At 56.2% G+C, this 12,368-nt stretch carries 15 protein-coding genes; 2 read left to right on the top strand and 13 right to left on the bottom strand.

All coding sequences use genetic code 11. The annotated features are described in order from the left end of the window. The 9 genes from QN378_RS16740 to QN378_RS16700 form a co-directional block, all read right to left on the bottom strand. On the bottom strand, window positions 1-324 hold the full coding sequence (locus QN378_RS16740) for a DUF3392 domain-containing protein (protein WP_322206224.1): 324 nt from the start codon (window positions 322-324) through the stop codon (window positions 1-3). A gap of 12 nt (window positions 325-336) precedes the next feature. Continuing rightward, a complete protein-coding gene (gene hemW / locus QN378_RS16735) occupies window positions 337-1,551 on the bottom strand; it encodes a radical SAM family heme chaperone HemW (RefSeq protein ID WP_323551059.1) in 1,215 nt (404 codons plus the stop codon). Next, the gene (rdgB, locus tag QN378_RS16730) at window positions 1,548-2,144 is read right to left on the bottom strand and encodes an RdgB/HAM1 family non-canonical purine NTP pyrophosphatase (RefSeq protein ID WP_322206226.1); all 597 of its coding nucleotides are present in this window, start codon (window positions 2,142-2,144) and stop codon (window positions 1,548-1,550) included. Before rdgB ends, hemW begins: the two co-directional genes overlap by 4 nt. Further along, window positions 2,141-2,575 carry a DUF4426 domain-containing protein gene (locus QN378_RS16725; RefSeq protein WP_322206227.1) on the bottom strand — a complete coding sequence of 145 codons (435 nt, stop codon included), beginning with the start codon at window positions 2,573-2,575 and terminating at the stop codon, window positions 2,141-2,143. Before QN378_RS16725 ends, rdgB begins: the two co-directional genes overlap by 4 nt. 121 nt (window positions 2,576-2,696) lie before the next feature. Then, window positions 2,697-3,317: a methionine biosynthesis protein MetW gene (metW, locus tag QN378_RS16720; protein WP_322206229.1), complete on the bottom strand. Its 621-nt coding sequence runs from the start codon at window positions 3,315-3,317 to the stop codon at window positions 2,697-2,699. A 7-nt stretch (window positions 3,318-3,324) separates the two neighbouring features. Next, a complete protein-coding gene (gene metX, locus QN378_RS16715; protein ID WP_323550660.1) occupies window positions 3,325-4,464 on the bottom strand; it encodes a homoserine O-succinyltransferase MetX in 1,140 nt (379 codons plus the stop codon). A gap of 194 nt (window positions 4,465-4,658) precedes the next feature. Next, complete coding sequence (locus tag QN378_RS16710; protein WP_322206231.1) at window positions 4,659-5,249, bottom strand: YggT family protein; 591 nt, start codon at window positions 5,247-5,249, stop codon at window positions 4,659-4,661. Window positions 5,250-5,259: 10 nt separating this feature from the next. Beyond that, window positions 5,260-6,078 carry a pyrroline-5-carboxylate reductase gene (gene proC / locus QN378_RS16705; protein ID WP_322206232.1) on the bottom strand — a complete coding sequence of 273 codons (819 nt, stop codon included), beginning with the start codon at window positions 6,076-6,078 and terminating at the stop codon, window positions 5,260-5,262. A 26-nt stretch (window positions 6,079-6,104) separates the two neighbouring features. Further along, window positions 6,105-6,791 carry a YggS family pyridoxal phosphate-dependent enzyme gene (locus tag QN378_RS16700; RefSeq protein ID WP_322206233.1) on the bottom strand — a complete coding sequence of 229 codons (687 nt, stop codon included), beginning with the start codon at window positions 6,789-6,791 and terminating at the stop codon, window positions 6,105-6,107. Between the two features lie 55 nt (window positions 6,792-6,846). Here QN378_RS16700 and QN378_RS16695 point away from each other — a divergent pair, with 55 nt between their 5' ends. Beyond that, complete coding sequence (locus QN378_RS16695) at window positions 6,847-7,881, top strand: type IV pilus twitching motility protein PilT (RefSeq protein ID WP_322206234.1); 1,035 nt, start codon at window positions 6,847-6,849, stop codon at window positions 7,879-7,881. Between the two features lie 93 nt (window positions 7,882-7,974). Here QN378_RS16695 and QN378_RS16690 read toward each other — a convergent pair whose 3' ends face one another. Beyond that, on the bottom strand, window positions 7,975-8,739 hold the full coding sequence (locus QN378_RS16690) for a C40 family peptidase (RefSeq protein ID WP_322206235.1): 765 nt from the start codon (window positions 8,737-8,739) through the stop codon (window positions 7,975-7,977). Window positions 8,740-8,989: 250 nt separating this feature from the next. Here QN378_RS16690 and QN378_RS16685 point away from each other — a divergent pair, with 250 nt between their 5' ends. Further along, window positions 8,990-9,409 (top strand): TM2 domain-containing protein, encoded by a 420-nt coding sequence (locus QN378_RS16685; protein ID WP_322206237.1) that lies wholly within the window; start codon window positions 8,990-8,992, stop codon window positions 9,407-9,409. Between the two features lie 66 nt (window positions 9,410-9,475). Here QN378_RS16685 and QN378_RS16680 read toward each other — a convergent pair whose 3' ends face one another. Genes QN378_RS16680 through pyrR form a run of 3 tightly spaced genes read right to left on the bottom strand, consistent with a single transcriptional unit; the run spans window position 9,476 to window position 12,283 of the window. Beyond that, complete coding sequence (locus tag QN378_RS16680) at window positions 9,476-10,747, bottom strand: dihydroorotase (protein WP_322206238.1); 1,272 nt, start codon at window positions 10,745-10,747, stop codon at window positions 9,476-9,478. Beyond that, entirely contained in the window at window positions 10,744-11,748 is a 1,005-nt protein-coding gene (locus tag QN378_RS16675; RefSeq protein ID WP_322206239.1) for an aspartate carbamoyltransferase catalytic subunit, read from the bottom strand. Before QN378_RS16675 ends, QN378_RS16680 begins: the two co-directional genes overlap by 4 nt. 22 nt (window positions 11,749-11,770) lie before the next feature. Continuing rightward, a complete protein-coding gene (pyrR, locus tag QN378_RS16670) occupies window positions 11,771-12,283 on the bottom strand; it encodes a bifunctional pyr operon transcriptional regulator/uracil phosphoribosyltransferase PyrR (protein WP_322206241.1) in 513 nt (170 codons plus the stop codon). Window positions 12,284-12,368 lie beyond the last annotated feature (85 nt).

Genomic DNA, 12,368 nt, shown 5'->3' with positions numbered 1-12,368 from the left:
TTAGCGGCGATCTGCAATTACCCCGATCAATACCAACACCACCAACAACACTGGCGCCAAGCTGTAGTTGTTGAACTGGCTCAGGCCACGAATTACCCATGGGGTAGCATAAATCAACGCAGCTCCGCTGCCGATGGTGCACAGCAACGCCATCACCGGTATCCGTAACGCACCAGCCAAGCCGCTGATGCGCCCATCGATCCAGCCTTTTATGTCCGCGCCGAACAACACCAACAGGCAACCGACCAACGCCAACGAAATTTCGGAAAGGTTACTGCGGCTCCAGCGCGAAACGGTGGCCAGCAGGTCGAGTACAAGATCCATGCAAGAAAGTCCTTAGGTCAAAAAATAGTGCAGTAGGTCGTTTAGAAACAATTGGCCTTGCGCGCTTGCGACCAGCCGCGTCGGGTCAGGGTTCATAAGACCACGCTGTTCGGCCTGTTGCCGGGCGCCGGCCAGGGTGCTGAGGCTTAGACCGGTACGTTGGGGAAATAGCTCGGAGGCGACGCCATTTGTCAGGCGCAGCGCGTTCATCAGGAAGTCGAAGGGCATTTCTTCGAGACTGACCAGTTTCTCTCCCGCCTTGAAGGCTTTGTCCGGGTTCAGGTAGTCCTTGGGCAGCCGGGTTTTCCAGGTGCGCACGATACGGCCGTCTGGATGGCTAAGTTTGCCGTGAGCACCCGCGCCTATCCCGATGAAGTCGCCGAAGCTCCAGTAATTCAGGTTATGCCGCGCGGCTTTTTCCGGTTGGGCGTAGGCCGACACTTCGTATTGGGCGTAACCGTGTTCAGCCAGCAGCGCCTGCCCGGCCTCTTGAATGTCCCAGAGAACATCGTCTTCTGGCAGGATCGGTGGTTGATTCCAGAACACCGTGTTGGGCTCAAGCGTCAGTTGGTACCAAGACAGATGAGTAGGTGCCAGTACGATGGCTTGGCGTAAATCGCTTAGCGCGTCGTTTTGCGACTGATCGGGCAAGCCATGCATCAGGTCTAGATTAAAGTTATCAAAACCGGCCTTGCGCGCCATATCGGCGGCGCGAATCGCTTCGTCGCCGTTATGAATACGTCCCAACGCTTTGAGCTTCTCTTCTTGGAAACTCTGAATGCCGATGGACAGTCGATTGATGCCCAAGCCACGATAGGCGCTGAATTTGGCTTGCTCAAACGTGCCGGGATTGGCTTCCAGGGTGATTTCGATTTCGCTGGAGAAACGAACGCGCTGCTCCACGCCTTTGAGGAGGCGGCCCAGGGCGTTAGCACTAAACAGGCTCGGGGTTCCGCCGCCAAAAAAGATCGAACTCAGCTCGCGTCCATGAACCTGTGGCAAGTCTTGGTCAAGGTCCGCCAGCAATGCATCAACGTATTCCTGCTCCGGCAATACCGGGCTGGCCGTGTGCGAGTTGAAGTCGCAATATGGGCATTTGCGCACGCACCAAGGGATATGAACGTAAAGGGCCAAGGGTGGTAGATGCGGCAGGGCGATCCGAGGCGCTTGCGACGAAAATCCGGCTTCGCCCAAAAAAAGCGGCTGTACGGACGGATCCTGAGTCATTGCAAACCCAGGCGCTGACGCAATAGCAACATGGCGCGAGCGCGGTGGCTGAGCTGATTTTTTTCGACGCCGCTGAGTTCGGCGCTGGAACAATCGCGTTCAGGCACCCAAAACAGAGGGTCATAGCCAAAGCCGTGTTCGCCGCTGGCGGCTGTCAAAATTCGCCCATGCCACAGGCCCTCACACAGTATTGGCAACGGGTCGTCGGCGTGGCGAACCAATGCCAGGACGCAAACGAACTGCGCATGGCGCTGGTCTAGGGGCACGTCTTTGAGTGCCTCTAGCAATTTGGCGTTGTTGGCTTCATCGCCTTGGCCATCAGCGTAGCGAGCCGAATAGATCCCCGGCGCGCCACCCAGAAAGTCGACAGCCAGTCCCGAGTCATCGGCCAACGAAGGCAGCCCGGAAATTTTCGCCGCGTTGCGCGCCTTGAGAATCGCGTTTTCGACGAATGACAGACCCGTCTCTTCCGGCTCAATTTCGCTGAATTCACCGATTGAGCGCAGGTGCACGGACCCACCAAGCATGGCCTGGAGCTCTTTGAGTTTGCCAGCGTTGTGGCTAGCCAATACGAGTTGCGTCAAGTTCATCATTCGCCTGGAAAAAGTTCTTGATCGAAGCTGAAGCTGTGGGTGTCTTCACCAGCTTTGACGTTGATAGAAAAGGTCAGCGTTTCCTGCTGTTCAATTGGAAATTGCGCGATGTAATACACTGCATCGTTTTCTGCGAGCTGCTTGAACGTCAGGGTCAGGTTACGCCCAGTCAGGTCTTTCACCGTCCCGGTGATATTCGCGACCACCGTTTTTCCACCCTTAACCGCCGCGATGTTCAGCACGCCTTGATTTTTGCTCCGGATCAAACCGGCTGCGGCGGCCACATCCGGCTGCAAATAACTGGAGGTGATCGCGCTGTAATGTAAGGTCGTATCGCCGAAGACTTCTTTACGTTCAGGTTTGGCGTAATCAGCGGCAATGGCTGGTAAAGCTAGGCATATAGCGCAGATAAACAGGGCTAAGCGGCGCATGAATATTCTCCTTGTTATCGAGGACTCTTTAGGAACCAGCTTGCCGGCTAGAGGGCTGACGGTTGTGTCAGGTCTGGCGCTTTGTCCACAAGCTGGCTCCTGCAGAAAAAGGTTACTCGGGTTATATCGCGATCTGATGGTCTTGCAGACCAGGGCTGCTGACGCGATAAATGCCGATCTCGCCCAATAGATTAGGCCATAGCTTACTGGCCCAGCCGTGACGATGCTGCTGATCGACGGCCAGTCGGTCAATTACTCGTGCGTCGCGGCCACGGCAAAGCGCTTCAAAGTCTTCAAAGGTGCAAAAGTGAATGTTCGGCGTGTTGTACCAAGTGTATGGCAGAAAATCCGAGACCGGCATCCGACCCTTGCTCGCCAGATACCAGCGGCAACGCCAATGACCAAAGTTGGGGAAGGTGATGATGCATTGACGACCTACGCGCAGCATTTCGTCGAGAATTCGGTCTGGGTAACTCACCGCTTGCAGCGCTTGAGTCATGACTACGATGTCGAAACTGTTGCTGGCGAAGTTGCCGAGGCCTTTGTCCAGGTCCTGCTCAATGACGTTGACGCCCTTACCCACGCACAGTGCAATGTTGTCGGCGTCGTTTTCAAGGCCGTAGCCGGTGACTTGTTTGTTATCGCGCAGCCAAGCTAGCAGTTCGCCGTCACCGCAACCGAGGTCAAGCACTCGGCTACCGGCAGGGATCCAGTCTTGGATGATTTCCAGGTCGGCTCTCATGGTTTCCTCAAAGTGCAATTCGGTTCATGTAGCTGGTGAAGGCCTGCAGGTAGCGTGGGATCGGGATCAGGAAGGCGTCGTGGCCTTGGGGTGCGTCGATCTCCAAGTAGCAGACATTCTTTTTGGCGGCCATCAGCGCATCCACCAGTTCCCGAGAACGGGCTGGCGAGAAGCGCCAATCGGTGGTGAAAGAAATTACGCAGAAGTCGGCTTTGGCCCCTGCGAGGGTTACTGCAAGGTTATCGCCGTGGCTCGCTGCCGGATCGAAATAGTCTAGCGCCTTGGTCATCAACAAGTAGGTGTTGGCGTCAAAGCGACCGGAGAACTCTTCTCCCTGATAGCGCAAATAGCTTTCAACCTGAAACTCGACGCTGTGAAAATCGTAGTTAAGCTTTTCGCTTTTCAAGCCCCGGCCGAATTTCTCGCCCATGGAATCATCGGACAAATAAGTGATGTGCCCAACCATTCGCGCCAGCATCAAGCCGCGTTTAGGGATGACGCCATGTTCCTGGAAGTAACCGCCATGAAACTCGGGGTCTGAGAGAATCGCTTGCCGTGCCACTTCGTTGAACGCAATGTTTTGTGCAGATAACTTAGGCGCCGAAGCAATTGCCAGGCAGTGACGAATCCGCTCGGGATAGCTGATGGTCCACTGCAATGCTTGCATGCCGCCCAGGCTGCCGCCGACCACTGCTGCCCATTGCGCAATACCCAGCTTGTCAGCGAGACGTGCCTGGCTGTTGACCCAGTCTTCGACAGTCAGTACTGGGAAGTCGGCGCCGAACGGCTTACCCGTCTCGGGATTAACGCTGCTTGGACCTGTGGAACCGTTACAACCGCCAAGGTTATTCAGGCTGACGACGAAGAACGTGTGCGTGTCGATAGGTTTTCCGGGGCCAATGCAGCTGTCCCACCAGCCTGGCTTGCGCTCATCGACGCTATGGAAACCCGCCGCATGATGGTGACCGGAGAGTGCGTGACACACCAGCACTGCGTTACTGCCTGCAGCATTGAGCTGGCCGTAGGTTTCGTAAATCAAGTCGTATGCAGGCAGCGAGCGACCGCAGGCCAGCGCCAACGGCTCGCTAAAATGCGCCAGTAGCGGCGTGACAAGACCAACCGAATCGGGGGGGAAGACCGTAGGCATCGATCCTGCTCTCGCGTAAATGAGGCGTAAGTCTAAAGACCGCTGCCCCTACCGGCAAGCAAAGCGCCATGCACATTCTTCAATGTGGGGCCAAAGGCGGCGATTGAGGCCGGAACAGCCTTCAGGCGTAAACCGCACCAACCGGTCCTCGGCCGATTACAGCCTTCGGCAGCTCCAGCGCGGTCAATGCAATATCAGATCAGGCGCCACAACACTTCAGGCATCCCTACGTAAGAAGCCAGCGCTGGCATCACGTAGGATTGGATCACTTGAATCGCGATAAAGGCGAATATTGGCGAAATATCCATGCCGCCGAGGTTCGGGACCAGGCGACGGAAGGGCGCCAATACGGGTTCGCTAATTTGGTAGGCCAATTCTGCCGCTGGATTATGGCTGCCGGGTGCGACCCAGGAAACGATCACCATGACGATCATCGCTACCCAAAAGATTTTCAGGAACAGCGACGTAACGCCGATGATCGACCAGATCAACAAGTGTGGGATATCGCCAATAGCACCGTAGGTCATCGCTAGTACCAAGGCCATCAATAGCGCTTGGACAATGATCGCCAGCAAAAGGGATGAAGTGTCCAGCCCGAACACGCTAGGGATAATCCGACGAATAGGCTTGAGTAGCGGCTGCGTAGCACGCACCGCGAACTGGCAGAGCGGGTTGTAGAAGTTGGCTTTGACCAGTTGTAAAACGAAGCGCAACAAGACAATAGCGAGGTAGAGACTGACCAGGGTCTGGATAACGAAAGTCATGGCGCCAGTGAGTGCATTCATACGTAGTTCCTTATTTGCCTAGCTGTTCGGCCATTTCTGCCGAACGATGCGCGGCAGCAGTGAGTGCTGTGTCGACCAAGGCTTCAAAGCCTCCAGCCTGGAATGATTTGATAGCCGCCTCTGTGGTGCCCGCAGGCGAGGTCACACGGCGTCGCAGCTCGGCAGCATCAACATCGCTGCCAGTAACCATCAGCGCGGCACCTAGGGCCGTCTGCTTGGTCAGTTGGACTGCAATGTCCCTGGGTAAGCCAAGTTTTTCGGCTGTCGCCGTCATTGCTTCAATCAACAGGAAAAAATACGCCGGACCGCTTCCTGACACGGCAGTGACGGCATCCAGCTGGCGTTCATCGTTGAGCCATAACGCGATACCGACCGCCGAGAGCAATTGTTCGGCTTGCGCGCGTTGCTCGCTGGTCACTTTGCCGTTAGCGAACAAGCCGCTCACACCCTGGCGCAGGAGCGATGGAGTATTGGGCATGCAGCGCACAATCGGGTGGTCACCCAGCCAGATACTCATACTGGCGCTGGTGATGCCCGCAGCTACCGACACTACCAATTGATGGGGCTTCAAGTTCGGGCGAAGAGCGATACACATCGCTTTCATCATTTGCGGTTTGACCGCTATTAGCACCACGTCCGCGCCTTCGATGGCTTCGGCGTTATCGGCAAAAAGTTCAATGCCGTGCTCGGCAGCGACCTTGGCGCGGGTTTCGGCGCTCGGATCGCTGGCGCGGATTAACGCGGCCTCCACACCTTGGGCGCGCAGTCCGCCGATTAGGCTGGTGGCCATGTTGCCTGCACCGATAAAGGCAATACGAGTCATGCTCATCACTGGCTTCCTGTTAGCAAATAGGGTTATGGCTGCCCGTAGTCACGGGCGCCAAAAAGGGCAGTACCGATGCGAACCCAAGTGGCGCCTTGTCCGATGGCGGCCTCCAGGTCGTGGCTCATGCCCATCGAAAGGGTATCCAGGGGCAGGTTCAGGCTATTTTTCAAGCGGCCCACTGCAGCAAATGCGGCGTTTTGTGCCCCGATGTCGTCGGTGGGTTCAGGGATCGCCATCAGCCCACGCAATTTCAAGCGCGGCAGCGCACTGATCGCCGCGGCCAACTCAGGCAGGTCTTGGGGCGTGCAGCCAGACTTGCTCGCTTCGCCGCTGACATTAATTTGTATACAGATGTTGAGCGGTGGCAGTTCAGCCGGACGTTGCTCGGACAGCCGTTGTGCAATTTTCAAACGATCCACGGAGTGCACCCAAGCGAAGTGCTCAGCAATAGCGCGAGTCTTGTTCGATTGAATGGGGCCGATGAAATGCCAACACAAGGGCAGGTCCGCTAATTCAAGCTGTTTGCTCAGGGCTTCCTGGAGGTAATTTTCGCCAAAATCGCGTAGGCCAGTGGCAAATGCTTCGCGCAGCGCCGCCGCCGGTTTGGTTTTACTTACGGCCAATAGGCCAATTGTGCTCGGATCCCGTTGCGCGACAAGGGCCGCAGCGCGAATTCGCTCATCAACTTGGGAAACGTTGTCTGCTATCGTGGACATTGATTTGCGCCAGCAGGGCTAAAGTCTGCGGCATTCTATGTGATTGGGGAGCTCTATGGATATTACCGAGCTGCTGGCCTTCAGTGCCAAGCAGGGCGCGTCAGATTTGCACTTATCCGCTGGCCTGCCACCGATGATTCGTGTCGACGGTGATGTGCGACGTATAAATTTGCCTGCGCTGGACCAAAAAACAGTCCAGAGCCTGATTTACGACATCATGAACGACAAGCAGCGTAAAGACTTCGAGGAGTTTCTGGAAACGGACTTCTCCTTCGATGTGCCTGGCGTTGCGCGCTTTCGGGTCAACGCCTTCAACCAGAATCGCGGCGCTGGTGCGGTATTTCGGACTATTCCATCCAAGGTCCTGAGCATGGATGATTTAGGCATGGGCGAAGTGTTTCGCAAGATTACCGAAGTCCCTCGCGGGCTGGTATTGGTCACCGGACCGACCGGTTCAGGAAAGTCCACTACGCTTGCGGCGATGATCGATTACCTAAACAGCACCAAGCATCACCATATTCTCACCATCGAAGACCCAATCGAGTTCGTACACGAATCGAAGAAGTGCCTGGTCAACCAGCGTGAAGTGCATCGCGATACATTGGGTTTCGCCGAAGCACTGCGTTCGGCTCTGAGGGAAGATCCGGACGTCATCCTGGTCGGCGAAATGCGTGACCTGGAGACCATTCGACTGGCGTTGACTGCCGCTGAAACGGGGCACTTAGTCTTTGGCACGCTGCACACCACCTCTGCAGCGAAAACCATCGATAGGGTGGTTGATGTGTTTCCGGCGCAAGAAAAGTCCATGGTGCGATCAATGCTGTCTGAGTCGTTGCAGGCTGTAATCTCTCAAACGCTGCTAAAGAAGATCGGCGGTGGGCGGATTGCAGCTCACGAGATCATGATTGGCACGGCGGCCATTCGTAACTTGATTCGCGAAGATAAAGTGGCGCAGATGTATTCGTCGATTCAGACCGGCGGTTCATTGGGCATGCAGACGTTAGACATGTGCTTGAAGGATCTGGTGAACAAAGGGTTGGTGACTCGCGAAAGCGCTCGGGAAAAGGCCAAGACCCCGGACAACTTCTAAAAGCGCCAGATTATACTTTTGGGATTTAAGGGAAAATCGACGCGCCGAAGGGGCCTTCGGCGCGTCCTGCTGCGGCTTGAAGCCGCTAGCCGATCAACGCTGGCTTAGACGCAACGTAGGTTTTGAAGATTGCTTCGGCAACACTCGCTTGGCTAGCACGTAATGGTCGTCCCAGTACGGTTTGCTCAGCGTGTCGATCGTCACGGCCTTGCCCCGGCGTGGCGCATGGATAAAACGATTGTTGCCCAAGTAAATAGCAACGTGATTTACCTGATGGCCTTTGATTTTGAAGAACAGCAAGTCACCGGGTTTCAAATCCTTACGGTCAACCCTCTGTCCATGACCTTCAGCCATGGCGTTGGATGTGCGCGGTAGATCAACGGTGTTTACGTCACGGAAGGCATATTTAACCAACCCACTGCAATCGAAGCCTTTGCTTGGACTACTGCCGCCCCAATGATAAGGAGTTCCGAGGACATTCACCGCGCGGCTCAATACAACGCTGCTCTGCTTGGCGCCCATTTGAGGTGGCGCTATCGAGGCAACAGAGGATTTGCCATGAGCAGAGCGGCGAGAGGCGTGATTCGAGGTTTTGCTATGTTTGGTGGTGGATGCTTGCTTTGATGATTTGGTTTGCTGGGCGTTTTTCTTGTGAGTGGTTTTGCCGTGAGCAACCTTCTCAGACTTGACTGCTTCGCTTGATTCAGGTGTTTTTGAAGCCGTGGTGACGATTGAGGAATGAGATTTTGCAGCGTGGCCGTTGAAGCTCGACGGTAATTGCTGCTCACGGTTGGTGGCGTGGGCGGCCAGCGGCATAAATAGGCAAATGGTTAGCCATGTCTTGAAAATTGGACGCATTCTGCAGGGCTCTTATTGGTCAGCGCGCAACTTTATAACAGCTTTTTTGATGATGCTGACCCCGTTTGTCGAAACTTTTACGCAGGGCTTCATAGGATTGTTGCGGTAGTGTGTCACATGGTTTTGGCCGATAGCCCCTGAAACAAGGACTTACAACGATGGTCTGAGGCCTTTGCTTCTCGTCGGAGCGACGAATTAAAGTCACACAAATTACAGTTATTTTTTTCTATTAGCTTGAAAGAGGTAGTGAATGAACACCTATCGACAAGACCTGCAACCGCGAAATACTCACAGCAAGCTTCTCGGATATCTGTTGTGGATTGTCGGCTTCACCGGATCGCATCGTTTCTATTATGGGAAACCGGTTACTGGCACGATTTGGTTTTTCACCTTCGGCCTGCTGGGTATCGGTTGGTTGATCGACTTGTTTTTGATTCCATCAATGGATCGCGACGCCGATCTACGATTTAACGCCGGTTCGACCGATTACAACGTCGCTTGGGTGCTGCTGACGTTTCTGGGCGTGTTTGGTGTACATCGGATGTATCAGGGGAAATGGATCAGTGGGGTTGTCTATTTTTTGACCGGTGGCTTGTTTCTGTTGGGCGTGCTGTATGACTTCTGGACCCTGAATGAACAGATATCCATGAAGAACGCGCGCGAAGGCTAGGGGCTCTTCAAGTTGGTTCCTGCAGACTATTCGCTGTAGGAACCAACGTTATAGCGATGCGCCCCTTCAAGCGCCGTAGCTAACCCGGCCATCCACCAGCGTGTAACGCACTGCGCCAGGCAGGCAATGTCCAATGAATGGGCAATTCTCACCTTTGGACAGCCAGGTCTCACCCGCTACCGTCGAAGAGGATGGATCGAACAATACGATGTCCGCCGCTCCGCCCACACTCAACTGACCAGCCGGAAGGCGCAACGCTGCTGCCGGGCCTGCGCTAAGGCGTGCGAGCAACGTTGGGAGGTCGAGTAGGCCGTCTTCCACCAACGTCATGGCGAGTGGCAATAGCAATTCTACGCTGCTGATGCCCGGTTCAGTGGCACCGAAAGGTGCCAGCTTGGCGTCGCGCTCGTGGGGTTGGTGATGGCTGGAAATGGCCTGAACCACACCGGTCCTCACCGCTTCACGCAAGCCTTCGCGGTCCGCGCGGGTGCGCAACGGCGGTTGGACGTGATACAGGCTGGAGAAGTCGATCAGCGCTTCGTCGGTGAGTATCAGCTGGTACATCGCCACGTCGGCGGTGACCGGCAGGCCTCGGGCTTGCGCCTGAGCAATCAGCTCTACGCCACGGGCGCTGGTCAATTGGCTGAAGTGTGCGCGGACGCCGCTTTGTTCCACTAATAAAAGATTGCGCGCCAAGGCGACGGTTTCGGCGGTTTCCGGAATGCCCGGCAAACCCAGAAAGCTTGCGGTGGCGCCTTCATGTGCCAGTCCGCCAGCCGCCAAATCATGATCCTGCGAATGAAAAATGACGGTCAGGTCAAACGTCGCGGCGTATTCCATTGCTCGGCATAAGGTCCGGGTGTTCTGGAAGCTGTCCAGACCGTTGCCAAACGCCACGCAACCGGCGTCGCGCAACGCCACCAGTTCAGCCAGTTGCTCGCCTTCCAGGCCCTTGCTAAAGGCGCCAATCGGAAACACTTTGCAGTTGCCGGCTTCCCGGGCGCGGTCGAGGATCAGCTCGGCAACGGCGGAGGTGTCCAGTACCGGTTTGGTCCGTGGTGGGCAGCACAAGCTGGTTACCCCTCCAGCGGCAGCGGCTTGGGTCTCGCTGGCAATCGTGCCTTTGCGGCTATAGCCCGGCTCACGCAGGGCTACGCTGAGGTCGACCAGACCGGGCGCGGCCACCAAGCCCTGCGCATCGATAATCTGGACCGCTGCGAAGTCTGCCGGGGCCGCGCCAATAGCGATGATCTTGCCACCGTGCAGGTGCAGGTCAGTGACTTTGTCGAAACCACTGGTGGGATCAATGACGCGAGCGCCGAGGATGCTGAGCTTCACTGGGCAATCTCCTGCTCGAATTGACGTTGCGCGGTTTGTCCGCTCATGGCCATTGACAGCACGGCCATGCGAATGGCGATGCCGTAAGTGACTTGATTTAGAATGACCGACTGCGCGCCGTCGGCAACCGCTGACTCAATCTCTACCCCACGATTAATCGGGCCTGGGTGCATAACAATTGCATCCGGTTTGGCGCCAGCGAGGCGGGCGGTCGTCAGGCCGAACAGGCGGTAGAATTCGCCTTCGCTCGGCAGCAGGCCACCCTGCATGCGTTCACGTTGTAGGCGCAGCATGATCACCACGTCTACGTCCTTGAGGCCGGTGGCCAAGTCGGTGAAAACCTTGACCCCGTATTGTTCAACGCCCACCGGGAGCAGAGTTTTCGGCGCAATCACTCGGATGTCCGGGCAACCAAGCGCTTTGAGCGCAATCATGTTCGAGCGCGCAACCCGCGAATGCAGAATGTCGCCGACGATGGCCACGGACAAGTTTTCAAAGCCGCCCTTGTGCCGACGAATCGTCAGCATGTCCAGCATGCCCTGGGTCGGGTGCGAGTGACGGCCGTCGCCGCCATTGATAATTGCGACATCGGGGCAAACATGTTCAGCAATAAAGTGTGCTGCGCCCGAATCGCCGTGGCGCACCACAAACATGTCGGCAGCCATAGCCTCGAGGTTGCGCAGCGTATCGAACAGGGTTTCACCCTTGCTCGTCGACGAGGTCGAGACGTTCAGCGTGATCACGTCTGCCGACAGCCGTTGCGCCGCCAATTCGAAGGTGGTGCGGGTGCGGGTCGAGTTCTCGAAGAACACGTTGCACACGGTTTTGCCGCGCAGTAGCGGGACTTTTTTAACCGCACGGGCACCCACTTCAAGAAATGAGTCAGCTGTGTCGAGGATTTCGGTCAGCAACTCACGGGGCAAACCGTCAAGTGAAAGAAAGTGGCGTAACTGGCCCTGATGATTGAGCTGCAGCGGTCGCTTAGCGTCGAAAGGCGTCATCGCAAAAACTCTTTATGAAGGGCTAGAGGGCAGCGGGAAGGTTTTGATATTCAAGCGCGAGCGGCATAGGACCGAGCAATTTGACCCGCTCATCCGAAGCCAGCGACAAGGTCGCCCCTACCACGTCCGGACAAATTGGCAGCTCCCCGGCGTTGAGGTCGAGCAGGCAAACCAAGGTTACGCTGGCCGGGCGCCCATAATCGAACAGCTCGTTGAGCGCGGCGCGAATGGTGCGGCCGCTCATTAGCACGTCATCGATCAACACCAAGTGCTGGCCTTCGATCTCGAACGGCAGCGCCGACGGGCGTACTTGTGGGTGCAAGCCGTTCTGGCTGAAGTCATCGCGATAGAACGAAACGTCTAACGTGCCCAACGGCGATTCGCTACCCAGTTCTCTCAATAACGCCTGAGCCACCCAGATACCGCCGGTGCGAATGCCGATAAAACGCGGTTCACTGATGCTGCGTTGGCTTAGATGGGCCGTGAGATCAATAGCCATTTGGCTGATCAGCGTGGCGGGATTGGGCAGGCTCATGGTTGCTCCTTCTGGGGCCTGAGCGTCGTCGTCGCGAATCGCTTAGGCTCAAACTTGGGTTCGGGTGATTCAATCAAGCGCTGTG

Origin of the sequence: Pseudomonas sp. 10S5, assembly GCF_035019745.1 — a bacterium.
Lineage (GTDB): Bacteria > Pseudomonadota > Gammaproteobacteria > Pseudomonadales > Pseudomonadaceae > Aquipseudomonas.
The sequence above is the reverse complement of the archived record's forward strand: the minus strand, read 5'-3'. Positions and strand labels throughout refer to the sequence as shown.

Coding starts and splice junctions, on each gene's coding strand:
- QN378_RS16740 (WP_322206224.1), bottom strand. CDS start 324: ATGGATCTTGTACTCGACCTGCTGGCCACCGTTTCGCGCTGGAGCCGC.
- hemW (WP_323551059.1), bottom strand. CDS start 1,551: ATGACTCAGGATCCGTCCGTACAGCCGCTTTTTTTGGGCGAAGCCGGA.
- rdgB (WP_322206226.1), bottom strand. CDS start 2,144: ATGATGAACTTGACGCAACTCGTATTGGCTAGCCACAACGCTGGCAAA.
- QN378_RS16725 (WP_322206227.1), bottom strand. CDS start 2,575: ATGCGCCGCTTAGCCCTGTTTATCTGCGCTATATGCCTAGCTTTACCA.
- metW (WP_322206229.1), bottom strand. CDS start 3,317: ATGAGAGCCGACCTGGAAATCATCCAAGACTGGATCCCTGCCGGTAGC.
- metX (WP_323550660.1), bottom strand. CDS start 4,464: ATGCCTACGGTCTTCCCCCCCGATTCGGTTGGTCTTGTCACGCCGCTA.
- QN378_RS16710 (WP_322206231.1), bottom strand. CDS start 5,249: ATGAATGCACTCACTGGCGCCATGACTTTCGTTATCCAGACCCTGGTC.
- proC (WP_322206232.1), bottom strand. CDS start 6,078: ATGAGCATGACTCGTATTGCCTTTATCGGTGCAGGCAACATGGCCACC.
- QN378_RS16700 (WP_322206233.1), bottom strand. CDS start 6,791: ATGTCCACGATAGCAGACAACGTTTCCCAAGTTGATGAGCGAATTCGC.
- QN378_RS16695 (WP_322206234.1), top strand. CDS start 6,847: ATGGATATTACCGAGCTGCTGGCCTTCAGTGCCAAGCAGGGCGCGTCA.
- QN378_RS16690 (WP_322206235.1), bottom strand. CDS start 8,739: ATGCGTCCAATTTTCAAGACATGGCTAACCATTTGCCTATTTATGCCG.
- QN378_RS16685 (WP_322206237.1), top strand. CDS start 8,990: ATGAACACCTATCGACAAGACCTGCAACCGCGAAATACTCACAGCAAG.
- QN378_RS16675 (WP_322206239.1), bottom strand. CDS start 11,748: ATGACGCCTTTCGACGCTAAGCGACCGCTGCAGCTCAATCATCAGGGC.
- pyrR (WP_322206241.1), bottom strand. CDS start 12,283: ATGAGCCTGCCCAATCCCGCCACGCTGATCAGCCAAATGGCTATTGAT.